The organism is Trinickia sp. EG282A (assembly GCF_040965455.1).
GTDB classification, from domain to species: Bacteria; Pseudomonadota; Gammaproteobacteria; order Burkholderiales; family Burkholderiaceae; genus Trinickia; species Trinickia symbiotica.
This window is the reverse complement of the sequence record NZ_JBFRCC010000003.1, coordinates 171,228-183,790: the sequence shown is the minus strand read 5'-3', so window position 1 is coordinate 183,790 and position 12,563 is coordinate 171,228. Positions and strand designations below refer to the sequence as shown.

Below are 12,563 nucleotides of genomic sequence, written 5' to 3'. Positions count from 1 at the left end.
CGGCGCGCAGCCGCCTTATCGGGGCCGCGATGCCGGCACGAAAACCTGGTTGCAGAACCGGAGTCGAGCGCGAAGCGCCGACCCGGTGGAATGACGGCGTCAGCTGAACAGCTTCAGCGCTTGCCGTAGCGTATTGACGACGCCCCATGCGAGCGGGATCAGGACATACGCCCAGAAGACGACGATCGCGATGCGGTTGGTCCGATGAGCGGGGGTCGGTGGAGTGCTCATGAGTCGTCTCCTTACAGTTCTTTCGCGAGCTGCGCTTCGGTCATGTGGTGCTTCTCATCCACGCGCGTGACGAGCAGGTTGCAGATGAAGCCGATGACGAGCAGGACCGCCATGATGTGGACCGTCATCGTGTAAGCATCGGCTTTCGCCACGCCGTGAGCGACCTCGTAGGCGCGGATGTAATTGACGAGCACCGGGCCTGCCACGCCCGCGGCTGACCATGCCGTCAACAGCCGGCCGTGGATGCCGCCGACGAAGGCGGTGCCGAACATGTCGGCCAGATACGCGGGTACGGTCGAAAAGCCGCCGCCATACATCGACAAGATCACGCAGTAGGCCAGCACGAAGAGTGCAATGTTGCCCGCGGCCGCGAAACTCGGCACGAGATAGTAGAGCACCGCCCCAAGCACGAAAAAGACGAAGTAGATGTTCTTGCGACCGACCCAGTCAGACGCGGACGCCCATACGAACCGTCCCCCCATGTTGAAAAGCGAGAGCAGGCCGACGAAGCCGGCCGCGGCCGCGGGCGTCACCGTGTTCTTGAAGCTTTCCTGAATCATCACCGAGGCTTGCCCGAGGATACCGATGCCGGCCGTCACGTTCAGGAAGAGCACGAGCCAGATCAGGTAGAACTGGCGCGTCTTGAGGGCCTCGTCGATATGAACGTGGTTGCGCGTGATCATCTTGTGCGACGTGTCGGGCGGCGTCCATCCGGCCGGCTTCCAGTCGGGCGCCGGAACGCGGATCGCGAGCGCCCCGATCGACATCGAGATGAAGTAGGCGATGCCGAGCACGACGAACGTCTGTGCCACGCCGACGCTCGTCGCGCTCTTGAAGTGACTCATCAGCGCGACGGAGAGCGGTGCGGCGATCATCGCGCCGCCGCCGAAGCCCATGATCGCCATGCCCGTCGCCATCCCGCGGCGATCGGGGAACCAGCGAATCAGCGTCGAGACGGGCGAGACGTAGCCAAGGCCGAGTCCGATCCCGCCTATCACGCCATAGCCGAGGTAGAGGAGGACGATCTGGTGCAGCCACACGCCGACAGCCGAGACCAGAAAGCCGCCGCCGAAACAGCATGCCGCCGTGAACATCGTGCGGCGCGGGCCCGCATGCTCGAGCCACTTGCCGGCGAAAGCGGCGGACAGGCCGAGGAACACGATAGCCAGCGAGAAGATCCAGCCGAGCGTCGTGAGCGACCAGTCGTCCGGCGCCGATTGCGTGATGCCGATCACCTTCGTGAGCGGCCCGTTGAAGACAGAGAAGGCGTAGGCCTGCCCGATGCAAAGATGCACGGCAAGCGCCGCGGGCGGCACCATCCAGCGCGAGAAACCCGGGCCCGCGATGGTGGCCTGCTTCGAAAAAAACGAGGGCGAGCCACCGGATGGCTCGGTAATGCTACTGCTCATCGTGGTCTCCTGCATGTCGTCCGGAACGGGCTGTCCGTGTGGATTTTTGTTCTCACGAGACAGACGCACTGCCTCGTCAACGATAAGGGGACGGAAAGCGATACGCAATAGGAGCCGGTACTACATAAAGTTCTGGCCGCAGGGATGGCGGCGCATGTAACAGCAGGGCCTGCGCGCTGATTTTGCGCGCTCGGACGGGGACGCTCGGGCGACTCGATACACCGGACGGGTGGGTTCGCGCGAAAACAAAAAAAGCCCGAAAGCGAATGCCATCGGGCTTTTCCGGAATTTGGACGACGGTAGAAGGACTGCTTGGTTGCGGGGGTAGGATTTGAACCTACGACCTTCGGGTTATGAGCCCGACGAGCTGCCAGACTGCTCCACCCCGCGTCCGTCGAAAAAGTGATTATAGGGGAAAACGAGTACACTGTGCAAGCCCGATTTTGCGAAGCGTCGGCCAATCAGCTCAACCAACTTACGCCATGGATATCGACCACGACTTGAACACGATCGCGACGCAGGAACAAACCCTTGTTTTCCCGCGCTTCGATGCCGCCCGCGCGTGGCAGATCGGTGCTTTTCTGCACGAAATCGCCACGGCGCGCGGGCTCGCGCTCGCGATCGACGTCTCCACATTCGGTCAGCCGCTCTTTTTCAGCGCGCTCGAAGGCGCGACGCCCGACAATGCCGCATGGGTACGTCGCAAGCGCAACGTCGTCGCGCACTTCAGACGAAGTTCGTACGCGATCGGCCTGCGTCTTCAACATGCCGGCGCGACGCTCGCCGATAAGCACGGCCTGCCTGTCGAAGATTACGCCGCGCATGGCGGCGCGTTTCCCCTTACCGTGGCCGGTGTCGGAGTCATCGGTTCGGTGACCGTTTCGGGCTTGCCGCAGCGGGCCGATCATGAGCTCGTCGTCGAGGCGCTTTGCGCCGAGCTCGGCCACGACTACGCGCTGCTCTCATTGGCAAAAGCGTGAGCGGCGGGGCGGCGCAAGCCGCTTGCGTTCTTCTCGTTCTATTTCTCTTTAACCTCGACGCGTACGCCAGTGTGGGCCACGATGCGTCGGCTTTCTTCGCCGGTGCGCTCGGATGCATCCTCCCAAAGGCTGATGGCTTTGGGGATGTCGATCCCCCGATGTTCCGCGCGATCGAACCAGGCGGCGGCCGCGGCCGTTTCGTCGACCTCCCGGTCGTCAATGAAGTACTTGTGCATAGTGGGTCATGGAGCTGAATGGGAACGAGCGCGCATACCCGCGCCCGGACGGGAGCGATCGAAAGCAAGCTTGCAGGCCGCCGACATCGCCTTTTCGCAGTCGCAGCAAGAATCGAGCGCGTGCATCGTTATCACGGCTCCCCGCCCGCCTCCGCACGTGCTACCGTTGGCATTTCCCGCGTAATCTCGACGTTTCCCATGCCCGCGCCTCCGTCCGGTGGAATTGCTTGCGACGAGTTGCAAACCCGAGTGGTCAATCGAATCGGCTTCATCGAGCTGAACCGTCCGCGCGCGCTCAATGCGCTTTCGTTGCCGATGATCCGCGCCATGCGCACGGCGCTCGACTCGTGGCGTGACGATGCGAGTGTGCTCGCAGTCGTCGTCCATAGCCCGCATGCGCGTGCGTTTTGCTCCGGGGGCGATCTGCGCGAGCTGTACGAAGCCGCGAAGCGCGGCGATACAGCCGCGCGCGACAGCTTCTTCGCCCAGGAGTACTTGCTCGACCATGCGATCTTCATCTATCCCAAGCCGTACGTCGCCTTGATGAACGGCATCGTCATGGGAGGGGGCATGGGCATTTCGCTCGGTGGACATCGCACCGGCGGTCTGCGCGTCGTGACCGAGTCGACGCGCATGGCAATGCCCGAGACGCGTATCGGCTTTTTCCCCGACGTTGGCGCGAGCTGGTTTCTTGCGCGTACGCCTGGCGCGATCGGCCCCTATCTCGCGGTCACGGGCATGACGATCGACGCGGCCGACGCGCTTTACGCGGGACTGGCTGATGTTCGCATCGACGAGGCGGCGTTGCCCGGCCTCCTCGACCGATTGCGACACGAACCGTTCGTTGACGGCGCGAGCGTCGTCGACAGCGTGAGGCGGGTGGCCGAGTCGGCGCCGGGCGGCGCCGGTTCTCGCACAACCAGTTCTCTGGCCGCTTCCCGCGCATGGATCGATCGCCATTTCGGCCAACGCGACGTCGCGCATATCCTCGCGTCGCTCGAGAGTGAGCGAGAGGACGGCGCGCGCGAGTGGGCAGCCGAAACGATCGCCGTCATGCGAGAGCGCTCGCCGCTGTCGATGGCGGTTTCGCTCGAAGTCGTGGCGCGCGCTGAAGGATCGATGGCTGAATGCTTGCGGCGCGATCTCGATCTCACGCGCTCGACGTTCGAGCGCGGCGATGCCGTCGAAGGCGTGCGAGCACGCATCATCGACAAAGACAATCGGCCCCGCTGGCGTATCGCTCGCATCGAAGACGTGACCCGCAGCGATGTCGAGCGCATGTTCGTCAGCCCCTGGTCCGCCGGCGATCACCCGCTTCGCCGGCTGAGCGGCTGATTATTCGTCGGTCTCCGTTTCGGACATGAAGGCGCGCATGAAAACGAGCGCGCCCCAGCCCCAAACCGCGTTGGCAGCGAACCCTTCTGCCAGGGGCGGCAACATGTTGCCGCTCGGCCAGATGCCGCGTACCGGATCGACGACGAAGATGCGAGCAGCGGTAAGCGAGATGCCCCCGAAAAGACAAGCCTGAACCCACGGCGCCACGCGTTCGGGCGACACGCGCAGGAGCCAGGCCATCAAGACGGCCCAGACCGCGCTCCACAGTGCGTTCGCGACGAACTCGGGAATGCCGAGCGGTGCAAACGGTTCGGTCGAAAATCCGCCCGTCGAAATGAAGCCGGCAGTATGCAAGAGGCCCAGCGTGGCCTCGTGAAAGAACAATGCGGCCAGAAAGCCGGAAAGGAGCGGAAGGATGACTTTTTGCATGAATTGAGCCGGGGCGGCCGCAGGGAGGGCAGCGGCTCGCGGCCCGCGATGGCCGGAAAACGAGCGACATTATAGGGGCGCGCCTCGCCCCGCGGGCGAAGTGCTAGCATGGTTTCAGCACTCGTATGCCAGACAGGAGACGGCCATGTCCAAATCCTTGAGCCCGGAAGCTATCGAAGCGCTTCGGCGCTTGAACGAGGTCGGAGTCGGGCAGGCGCCGCCGCTCGTCTCGATGGCAGTAGCCGCCGAACTGCTCGGTGCGGGGCTTGCCGACGAGAACAGTAGCGGCGCCGTCGAGATCACTTGCGAGGGGAGGAAGTATCTGTCGGGCGATTGCGATTAGGCCTGCACTCGCTTTGATTCCCAAGTGAACTGGCCGCGGCCGCCGCGCCGCGCGCGTCACGACGAGGCGGATGGCTCGCCTTCGCTCTCGGAGTCCGCTTCGGCCGCATCACGCGTTTCAGGCAGCGCTGCCCACACCAGTAACACGGCGAGCGCGCCTGCCGCGGCAAGGCACAGGAAGCTCGCCGTGTTGCCGAAACGGTCGGCAACGAATCCCGCGACGAGTGTGGACAACGTCGCGCCGATACCGGCCGTGAGGCCGAAGAGCCCGATGCAAAGGTTGTAGTGCCCCTTGCCACCCGCGACGTCGGCCGCGATGAGCGGCAACATGACCCCGAACACGGCGGCGCTGATGCCGTCGAATGCCTGGATCGGCGCGAGCAAATAGGGGCTCGAGATGCTCGCGAGCAGCAGGGCCCGAACGGGCAACGCGGCGAACCCGAAGATCAGCAGCGGGCGCCGGCCCCAGCGCTGCGCCGAGCGCCCCACCCAAGGCGAGAGGGCCGCCACGACGATCTGCGGCACGATGATGCAGGCCGCGATGATGAGTTGGACGTTGTCGCTCATGTGCGTCGTCACTTCGCCCGCGGCGAGGTTCAGCATCGCCGCATTGGACAAGTGAAAGAGCGCGATACAGGCGGCGAAAATGAGCACGCGCCTATCGCGCAGCAACTCGCTCATGCTGCCGCGCTTCTCGGGCGAAGTGGGCATGCCGGGTGCGTCCCCGACCGGCTCGATCAGCGACAGTGCGAACAGCGCGGGGAGCGTCAGTCCGGCGGTCAACCAGAACACGCCACGCGCCGACGAATACTCGCCGACGGCACCCATCAAGCTCGCGGCCACGGCACTGCCGATCGATGCAAACCGCGCGTTTCGGCCAAGCCGATCGCCGAGCGCGTGGCGACCGACGAGTCCGAACGAAATCGCCGCGATGGCCGGCGTGAGCATGCAACTGGCGAAGCCGTGAAACACTTCGGCGGCGAAGACGGGGATCAGCGTTGGACTTGCCGCGAGCAGCAGGGCGCAAGCCGCGATCGCAAGGATCGCGGCGGCGCCGGCGGCTTTCTTGTTGCGCAGGGCGTCGATCAGCGCACCCGCGGGGACTTGACTCAGCATCGCCGTGGCGGTGCCGACGCTGAGGGCGATGCCGATCTCTCCCTGCGTCCATTTGTTCGTCGTCAAATACGACGCGATGAACGGGCCAAAGCCCGTCTGGACATTGGCGAGAAAGAAATTCAGCCAATCGAGTGCGCGAAGACTGCGTAAGGTTGCCATCTGCGCGTTCGTCACCGTGAAGAGGCTGTGCTCGTGGCCGCGGGCTTTGCCGGCGGCGGCGCGGGCGAGATTGCGCGTACGGGCTGATCGGGCTCGTAGCTCGGCGCCGCCTCGACTTGCGCATCCGAAAGGTCCGCCTGGACGGTCAGCCCGTCGTCCTTATTTTTGCGCACGAAGCGCAGCGCCGACCAGTCCGCCACGATTCGGCGCCGCTGGTGGATGAGGCTGCCCACGTCGAGCACGGCAGCTTGCGGCGCCGCATGGTTGTCGATGAGCACATCGGTCACGCGACCGACGCGCGAGCCGTCGCCGCGCTCGACCGTCGCGTCGATGAGACGCAGCAGCGGGGCATCGTCATGGGCGGCGCTCGCCGAGGCCGGGCCATGTTTTTTCAGCGCCTCGGCCGCCGGCGGCTGTCCGTGCGGCACATCGAGCGTGATTGCCGTCTTTTTCGGCGCCATGTTAAACGTGAAGGCGCTCCAAGGGAAACGGATCTTCCGATCGCCGATTCCCATGAAGCCCGACAGATTGACGAGCATTTCGATCGGCTTGCCTTCTTTATCGACGAACATATCGATGGCGCGGCCGATGACTTTGCCGTCGGGCCGCTGCACGCGCGCGTCGAGCAGACTGCGCGTATCGTTCGACGACAGCAGCCGCGTCGTGACGATCGGCGTCGGTGCGACGGGTGCCGGAGGCGGCGGCGTCTCGGCCGGCGGAGCGCGATGCGGCGGCGGGCGCCGATGCACGGGGCGCGGCGGCGCTTTATGAGTCTCGGGCGCTTCCGCGTGCGTGGAAGGCGGGTTTGCGGGCTCGGGCGCCGACGCTTCGGAAGCCGCCTCTGGAGGCGATTCGGTTTCGGGTTCGGGCGACGGGGCGGGCTGCTCCGTGACCGGCGGCGGCTTCGGAGCGAACCAGGTGCTGCAACCGGCAAGGACTGACAGCAGTATCCAGGCGAGAATCCACCGGATCACGTGTTGACGGGGAACTCCGCCGCTCATCGATCAACGCTCCTTCTTTTGGCTTGGGTGCGCGAGCCGGCCGACGAACGAGGCGCCGCGGCCGGCCCGGCATGCGCGGGCTACATTCTAGCGGCTCGCCGACACGCGCTGCGCGTCGGAGGAAGAATGAGGCGGGCAACGCCATTGCGATAAAATGCCGAATTCGCTCGTCGATCTCTTCGCCATGCCGTTAAATTCCGTTTCCAGTCCGCGCCGCGTGTCCGTCGCGCCGATGATGGATTGGACCGATCAAGGCCGGCTTCGCCTTACGTAGAAAGAGACGGCAGGCGGCGTTTCGTTTGTAGCGCCGGTGTAGCAGGGATATGCAGCAGCTCAGAGTTCCTTCCGCGGCGGAAGCTTGTCCGCCGATAGCTTTTTTAAATCAGACGCGAGTCTTGACGCCATATAATTCGATGGTCATTTACCTGACCGGGCGGAGAATGCGCCGGATGTGGTGCACCACACTGTCCGATCACAAGACCAGCCTCAAGTTGTATCCAGTTGCCGCCGTTAAGGCGGCATGCAGCTTGCTGACCGATGCGCAGTGGGGCTAAGGACATGATGGTTCAAGCACAAGAGTCGAAGACGGCCGAAGGCCGTATCTTCAACGAAGTAATTTTGCTTTTATGTCGTCAACGCGAGGAAGCGGTCACGAAGGCGCTGCTCGAGCTCAAATCCCAGCTAGATGACATCTACCACGGTAAGACACGTCCGTCCGATTACGCGATGTGCCAGATGGGTCTAGCGTTGATTGACTTTGGGCTCGGCGATCACGATGAGGCCAGACGGCTGGGCGCGAATGCACAAAAAATCTGCGGTGGTGAGGAACATATAGTGAGCAATGCCATGGTTATGTTCTCGAACATGGGTGACCTGGAAGCCGCTCACAGGAGCGCGAGAGACACCTGGAAACACGCTACCGGGAACATCACCATCCTCAAGGCGGCGGCAGGCGTCTTTGAGAGGGCATTGGACTTCGGCGCGATGGCCGAATGTATCGATGCGATTGTGAATTTAGAGTCGTCTGAGGACCAAGCTCGCATCTTTGCGGCCCGAAAGGCACTCGCTGTTGGGCTGGCCTCGCGTGCAGAGCACGCGCATCTTTCGCCGAAGGATCTTCTCGCGCGCGCGACCTGTGCAGTGAGGGCGATTCAATCGAATGATCGAAAGATCTTCTGGATTGCGCTGCGCGGCTCACATCCCAATGCAGTCACGCTCGAATTCCAGGTGAATGCGCCACATGATGTATGCGCTGAATTGAACTTCGCGGTGGCCGACGCGCTGACATCGCAGTTCAACGACACCGGCGTAGACGTGATTACAATGGCGGTGCGGTCATATCCGGGTAGCCCACAATTTGTTCGGTCGATCGAAATAAGCCACGCATGACTGTCTCATCTGCAGATTTCCTGGCATTCGCAACGGTGTGCCGCAATAACAATGCGGCCACTGAGATCGACTTTCGGAACTGCGTTAGTCGGGCCTATTACGGCATCTATCACGCGGCATTGCCGGTGGCGGACGTGCATTGTCCGGATCCAAATGCGCATCTGGGCATGGGCGATCACGAAAGGCTAAGCAAGCGGTTTCTAGCGTCGACAATTCCCGGGGCAAAGAGCATTGGGTATGTACTGCAAGCAATGAAAAGCGCTCGTCACCGGGCTGACTATGATCTAGCAGATACCGTAGTCGTCGGGGATGCTGACCAGGCGCTGGCTAATGTAAAGGCCTATTCGTCTCATCTTGCTCGGCTCCAAGCGCAGCAACCCGTTCAGTCTGCGGCACCGAAACTCGTGCCTGCTCCAAAGAAAAATCCATAAGCCGTGCGGAAATAATCGGTAGCTGGCGAATTCGATGGTAGCGCTGCTCGGATTCTTTCACCGCGGCAGCGCGAAGTACATCGATATAGGCCGCCAAGTCCTCTACATGCACACACTTCGCGCCTTTTTGCGAGGTCCCCATGCGCACGAGCGGCAAGCGAATCTCGCCGCCCGAGATTTTCCGCAGCAGTGTCGGCACAGCTAAAGGTGCCAAATAATCACGGCACTTCGTCGAAGATGAGGGCGGACGCACCCATTGCCACCGCGGCCGCGCGCGGGCGCTATTGCAACTGACGCTAACACGGCGTAACGCTGAATGATCAATGCTCCACAGTAAAAGGCTGAAACCGTGCAACTTAGGAGCTTACAGCCCTTTTCTGGTCTATATCCAGCAACAGGCGCAGGTACGCGGTTCCGGCGCTCAAAATGTGGACCGCCAAGTCGATTGGCGGGGCGATTGGTGCGGCCGTGTCTTGCCCGTGCCGATAGAGATGTAGTCCGTCGATCCACTCACCAAACGATATGAATGTAGCCGTTATGACTTGATCGGCAATTTGGTCAGAGTCTATGACCTTTAACGCGACGTCTTTCAATAGCTTTTGCGCGCAGTATTTATTTAGATTCTTGGTCGTGACCATCTGCTTCGCGAGAATTTCGAGTGCCTCGAATATCAATCGAACAGCCGACTTGGTGTCCAGTGCGGCAGGCTCGAGATATGAGTGCGCTTGTTCGAAAACAGCACGCACCGCTGCATACTTGACGTCGCCCAAGGCTCTGATCATCGTTGATCGATTATGCTCAAATTCGGCATCGACGAGATAATGAACCCCGCAACGCTCGTCCAATCGATATGAGACGTTCTCTTCGCGCATTGCACGCTCGACGAAATCTTTCCATGAACGGGCCTTTGCCGCATACGTGAGGTCTCTAGTGCCACGGTGAGTGAAGAAGCGCCATATCAGGGTTACAACGCTCAGCACACGCCCGACTGAGATGTCGCACAAAGCCGCACGCCAATTTTGCCAGGCGAAGCGTGAGACGTACCCGGTCTCAACTGCTAGGTACTCGGAAAGCGCAACTCTGTCGTCATGAAACCGGGCGTACATGTAATTCGCAAGTCGCTCTCGAAATTCACTACTATCAAGAGCTGGCGCTCCACGGTCTTGATATACGTGAGTGAATAGTTGTCCGACCGGTGTCACTTCATTCATGGCATCTCGAAGTATAAAATCGGTCCTCTAATTCTAACCGACTCCGACCTAAAGCAGACAAATGCAGCAGTTGCGCCAGGAATCGGACCGATGCGGAGAGTGGCGCGACAATGCGGAGCCACTCCCAAACTGGCACCGACAGGCTTTGCGCAAACTGCAGGTAGCCCTGGCTGGCAATCTGGCTGCCCCGCTTTGCACCGATTGCCGCGTCCCGGATTTTCTGTAGCACCTGCTTCTTCGTACGGCCAATGTCACGCGTCGACTCGCGGATATGGCGGCCGATGACCTAGGAAAGTGGTGGATCGCCCTGCTTCGCGGTATCCAGGCTGCCAAGCTGTGACAACTCGCGCTTGCGCTTGTCGAGCCACGCCCGAGCCGCCGGTTTGCGGTCGAACGTCTTTCGCCTCCGTGAGACAACCTGTTCCCGTGCCTTCGGCGGATCTGCGCGGTGTACCCTATACTTCCGTCGCTGCGCTTGCGCGATTCGATTGTTCCTATGGCTCCTCGGTGCTACGCGGCAGTTTTCGGTGCGACACCGTAGCACTAAGCCCAAAAAACTAGCAAAAACGGCCGCAAATGACATCGAATCGCGCAGCCTGCAATCCACCGGAAACCCTTGATGTCGCAGGAAAGTTTAATGAAATCAATGCCCCGGCGTGTTTCAGTCGCGCCGATGATGGATTGGACCGATCGCCACTGCCGCTACTTTCATCGCCTCATTTCGCGCCATACGTGGCTTTATACCGAGATGGTGACGACGGGTGCGCTGCTCTTCGGCGACGTCGCGCGCCATCTTGCTTTCACGGAGGACGAGGCGCCCGTTGCGCTGCAACTCGGCGGCAGTGAGCCAGGGGACCTTGCGCGCGCCGCGAGGCTCGGCGAGCAGTGGGGCTACGACGAGATCAATCTCAATTGCGGCTGTCCGTCCGAGCGCGTGCAGCGCGGGGCGTTCGGCGCGTGCCTCATGAAGGAGCCGCAGCTTGTCGCGGATTGCGTAAAGGCGATGCGCGATGTCGTGACGACGGTTCCGGTGACGGTCAAGCACCGGATCGGCGTCGATGAAGTAGAAGAGTATGCGTTCGTGCGTGACTTCGTCGGCACAGTGGCGGAAGCGGGCTGCAGCGTCTTCATCGTTCATGCCCGCAATGCGATCCTCAAGGGTTTGTCGCCGAAGGAAAATCGCGAGATTCCGCCGCTCAAGTACGACTATGCGTATCGACTCAAACGCGACTTTCCGGAACTCGAGATCGTCATCAACGGCGGCATCAAGACGCTGGACGAAGCCGAGGCGCATTTGCAGCATGTGGACGGTGTGATGCTCGGCCGCGAGGCGTACCACAATCCCTACCTGCTCGCCGATGTGGACAAGCGCTTCTACGGCTCCAATGCCGTGGCCCCGACGAGGGACGAAGTCGAAGCGGGCCTCATCGCCTATTGCGCGACGGAGCTTGCTCGCGGTACCTACCTCGGCGCCATCACGCGTCACGCTCTTGGGCTCCACCGCGGCATCGCGGGCTCGCGCGGCTGGCGGCGCGTGCTTTCCGACAACAAGCGGCTGGCGGCAGCCGATCTCTCGATTTTTGACGAGGCGCACACACATTTGCGCGAGCCGGCGGAAATTCCCGGTTGAGGGGACTAGGCAAGTCCGAATAGGGTTTGTATAATCTCGCTTCTTCGTCGGTGCCGCTTGGTTTCGGGGCACTGAACGACAAGTCTCAGTGGTGGCCGTAGCTCAGTTGGTAGAGTCCAGGATTGTGATTCCTGTTGTCGTGGGTTCGAGTCCCATCGGCCACCCCAGTAGAATTCAAGCAGCCAGCCCGGTTTCGATGACCGGGCTTTTTGCATTCTGGACTGGTGTAAGCTGGGTTTAACCCAGCGGTTGCGTTGGCTTTGTCAGCATGCATTAGCCATGGTTCAGGCTCCCAAATAGCTTGGTTCGCGGTCAGGCAGGGCAGGTGTTGGCTCACCTGTTCCGGCCACTTCTGCCTGATACCGTCAGCCGGCGGTCGAACTACTTCGCGGCCTCTAGGCGCACCACGGCTCGGCTTCCCGTCGCTTCCGCATAGCGGGACAGCGTGCGCAACGACGGCATCGAGCGACCACTCTCCATGCGCGCGATGGTCGACTGCGTCGTTTGCATTCTCTCGGCCACCTGTTCCTGAGTCAGTCCGGCACGCACGCGAGCGGCGATGAGTTCGCGTGCGACGGCAAATTCCGGCGCCTGCGCCTCGTACTCGGCTTGGGTAGCCGGGTCCGCTAGCAGGCGCTTCTTCAGGTTTGCAAGGTCAGTCATC

The 12,563-nt window shown here is 61.9% G+C and carries 14 protein-coding genes and 2 tRNA genes; 6 read left to right on the top strand and 10 right to left on the bottom strand.

The window, feature by feature from the left end; translation table 11 throughout:
* Positions 1 to 99: 99 nt before the first annotated feature.
* The 3 genes from AB4Y31_RS15285 to AB4Y31_RS15275 form a co-directional block, all read right to left on the bottom strand.
* Complete coding sequence (locus AB4Y31_RS15285; RefSeq protein WP_368674635.1) at positions 100 to 231, bottom strand: oxalate:formate antiporter; 132 nt, start codon at positions 229 to 231, stop codon at positions 100 to 102.
* An 11-nt stretch (positions 232 to 242) separates the two neighbouring features.
* Positions 243 to 1,640, bottom strand: a complete 1,398-nt coding sequence (locus AB4Y31_RS15280) for an OFA family MFS transporter (RefSeq protein ID WP_368674634.1) — start codon at positions 1,638 to 1,640, stop codon at positions 243 to 245.
* 313 nt (positions 1,641 to 1,953) lie between these two features.
* Positions 1,954 to 2,030: transfer RNA gene (locus tag AB4Y31_RS15275), tRNA-Met, on the bottom strand.
* A 92-nt stretch (positions 2,031 to 2,122) separates the two neighbouring features.
* On the opposite strand from AB4Y31_RS15275, the gene AB4Y31_RS15270 reads away from it, so the two are divergent.
* Positions 2,123 to 2,620, top strand: coding sequence for a heme-degrading domain-containing protein (locus AB4Y31_RS15270; RefSeq protein ID WP_368674633.1), 498 nt, complete (start codon positions 2,123 to 2,125; stop codon positions 2,618 to 2,620).
* Between the two features lie 38 nt (positions 2,621 to 2,658).
* On the opposite strand, the gene AB4Y31_RS15265 is transcribed toward AB4Y31_RS15270, so the two are convergent.
* Positions 2,659 to 2,856: a hypothetical protein gene (locus AB4Y31_RS15265; RefSeq protein ID WP_368674632.1), complete on the bottom strand. Its 198-nt coding sequence runs from the start codon at positions 2,854 to 2,856 to the stop codon at positions 2,659 to 2,661.
* Between the two features lie 198 nt (positions 2,857 to 3,054).
* Between AB4Y31_RS15265 and AB4Y31_RS15260 the strand changes: the two genes are divergently transcribed.
* Positions 3,055 to 4,191, top strand: a complete 1,137-nt coding sequence (locus tag AB4Y31_RS15260) for an enoyl-CoA hydratase/isomerase family protein (RefSeq protein WP_368674631.1) — start codon at positions 3,055 to 3,057, stop codon at positions 4,189 to 4,191.
* On the opposite strand, the gene AB4Y31_RS15255 is transcribed toward AB4Y31_RS15260, so the two are convergent.
* Positions 4,192 to 4,620: a hypothetical protein gene (locus AB4Y31_RS15255; protein WP_368674630.1), complete on the bottom strand. Its 429-nt coding sequence runs from the start codon at positions 4,618 to 4,620 to the stop codon at positions 4,192 to 4,194. It lies immediately after the preceding gene.
* Positions 4,621 to 4,765: 145 nt separating this feature from the next.
* Here AB4Y31_RS15255 and AB4Y31_RS15250 point away from each other — a divergent pair, with 145 nt between their 5' ends.
* A complete protein-coding gene (locus AB4Y31_RS15250; RefSeq protein ID WP_368674629.1) occupies positions 4,766 to 4,963 on the top strand; it encodes a hypothetical protein in 198 nt (65 codons plus the stop codon).
* 56 nt (positions 4,964 to 5,019) lie between these two features.
* On the opposite strand, the gene AB4Y31_RS15245 is transcribed toward AB4Y31_RS15250, so the two are convergent.
* Positions 5,020 to 6,237, bottom strand: a complete 1,218-nt coding sequence (locus tag AB4Y31_RS15245) for an MFS transporter (protein ID WP_368674628.1) — start codon at positions 6,235 to 6,237, stop codon at positions 5,020 to 5,022.
* Between the two features lie 11 nt (positions 6,238 to 6,248).
* Positions 6,249 to 7,238, bottom strand: coding sequence for a PRC-barrel domain containing protein (locus AB4Y31_RS15240; RefSeq protein WP_368674627.1), 990 nt, complete (start codon positions 7,236 to 7,238; stop codon positions 6,249 to 6,251).
* 558 nt (positions 7,239 to 7,796) lie between these two features.
* Between AB4Y31_RS15240 and AB4Y31_RS15235 the strand changes: the two genes are divergently transcribed.
* Positions 7,797 to 8,627 carry a hypothetical protein gene (locus AB4Y31_RS15235; RefSeq protein WP_368674626.1) on the top strand — a complete coding sequence of 277 codons (831 nt, stop codon included), beginning with the start codon at positions 7,797 to 7,799 and terminating at the stop codon, positions 8,625 to 8,627.
* A gap of 327 nt (positions 8,628 to 8,954) precedes the next feature.
* On the opposite strand, the gene AB4Y31_RS15230 is transcribed toward AB4Y31_RS15235, so the two are convergent.
* Positions 8,955 to 9,311, bottom strand: coding sequence for a pyocin activator PrtN family protein (locus AB4Y31_RS15230; RefSeq protein ID WP_368674625.1), 357 nt, complete (start codon positions 9,309 to 9,311; stop codon positions 8,955 to 8,957).
* A 103-nt stretch (positions 9,312 to 9,414) separates the two neighbouring features.
* Positions 9,415 to 10,269 carry a hypothetical protein gene (locus AB4Y31_RS15225; protein ID WP_368674624.1) on the bottom strand — a complete coding sequence of 285 codons (855 nt, stop codon included), beginning with the start codon at positions 10,267 to 10,269 and terminating at the stop codon, positions 9,415 to 9,417.
* A gap of 637 nt (positions 10,270 to 10,906) precedes the next feature.
* On the opposite strand from AB4Y31_RS15225, the gene dusA reads away from it, so the two are divergent.
* Together dusA and AB4Y31_RS15215 are read left to right on the top strand one after the other, a co-directional pair.
* Positions 10,907 to 11,899: a tRNA dihydrouridine(20/20a) synthase DusA gene (gene dusA, locus AB4Y31_RS15220; protein WP_368674623.1), complete on the top strand. Its 993-nt coding sequence runs from the start codon at positions 10,907 to 10,909 to the stop codon at positions 11,897 to 11,899.
* A gap of 91 nt (positions 11,900 to 11,990) precedes the next feature.
* Positions 11,991 to 12,066 (top strand) — tRNA-His (locus AB4Y31_RS15215).
* A 214-nt stretch (positions 12,067 to 12,280) separates the two neighbouring features.
* On the opposite strand, the gene AB4Y31_RS15210 is transcribed toward AB4Y31_RS15215, so the two are convergent.
* Positions 12,281 to 12,562 carry a helix-turn-helix domain-containing protein gene (locus AB4Y31_RS15210; RefSeq protein ID WP_368674622.1) on the bottom strand — a complete coding sequence of 94 codons (282 nt, stop codon included), beginning with the start codon at positions 12,560 to 12,562 and terminating at the stop codon, positions 12,281 to 12,283.
* Between the last annotated feature and the right edge of the window lies 1 nt (position 12,563).